At 61.2% G+C, this 755-nt stretch carries 1 protein-coding gene and 1 pseudogene; both read right to left on the bottom strand.

The window, feature by feature from the left end; all coding sequences use genetic code 11:
* Positions 1 to 533: hypothetical protein (locus AB4120_RS27615; RefSeq protein WP_441643106.1), on the bottom strand; the 533-nt coding region annotated here is incomplete at its 3' end.
* Between the two features lie 3 nt (positions 534 to 536).
* Positions 537 to 755: pseudogene (locus AB4120_RS27610) on the bottom strand (hypothetical protein); the annotation flags it as partial.

Here is a 755-nt window from a genome sequence, read left to right as displayed (position 1 = left end):
TCGTCGAAATTTCCCTTCGTATCCTCTGCTGCCTTCCTCCGTTGCTCCTTCCGGTTGTCATGCTTCAAGGCGATCAACTCGACAAGCTTCTTGCCGGCCCCGGCTGCGCTCTGCTTGTCTTCCTTTGGCTTCTCAGGCGCATCGGATGCGCCGGCCTCTGTGCCATCCGGCAACGGATCGAGTTGTTCATAAACGGCATGCAGCCTCTCGTGTGCCTCGTGCTGCCAGTCGAGCGCGAAGCCGTGCACATTGCGCGCCTGCGCCATTTCGGCATCGGAAGCTTCCCGGATCACAAGCGCCTGCAAATGGTCCTCGCACAATTGCACTGCCCGGTTGGCGGAGTGAAGTTCCGCCACCATGTCGCTGAGCCCGTTGTAGTGACTGCGTAGTGGATTCGCATCCTCCGCCGGCACGATGATGATTTCCCCGGTCTCCGGGCGCAGGAAAGCCAACGGCTCTGCCGGCACCTTGGCGTCGACGTTGGTCGCACCCCGAGAATTCAGCTTTCCGCTGCCAAGCGCGTCATTGGCCATCGCTTACTCCTTAAATATCTTGAGCGCCTGGGCCTTGTCAGCAAAGACCCGCATCGTCCGGCCTGCGGCATCAGTCACGCCGCGAAACACCTTGCCGTCTGCGGTTTCTATCCGGTAGGGGATGTGCGGCAAACTCTCCCCGCTGTGCTCGTCCTTCAGCGTGAACTGCTCGTCGTAGAGTCCTGGTGGCTTCGGCAGGGGCTGCCTGGCCTCGCGCAGGCT

Source organism: Cupriavidus sp. 2KB_3, assembly GCF_052115685.1.
Lineage (GTDB): Bacteria > Pseudomonadota > Gammaproteobacteria > Burkholderiales > Burkholderiaceae > Cupriavidus > Cupriavidus campinensis.
This window is presented reverse-complemented; position numbering and strand designations above follow the sequence as displayed.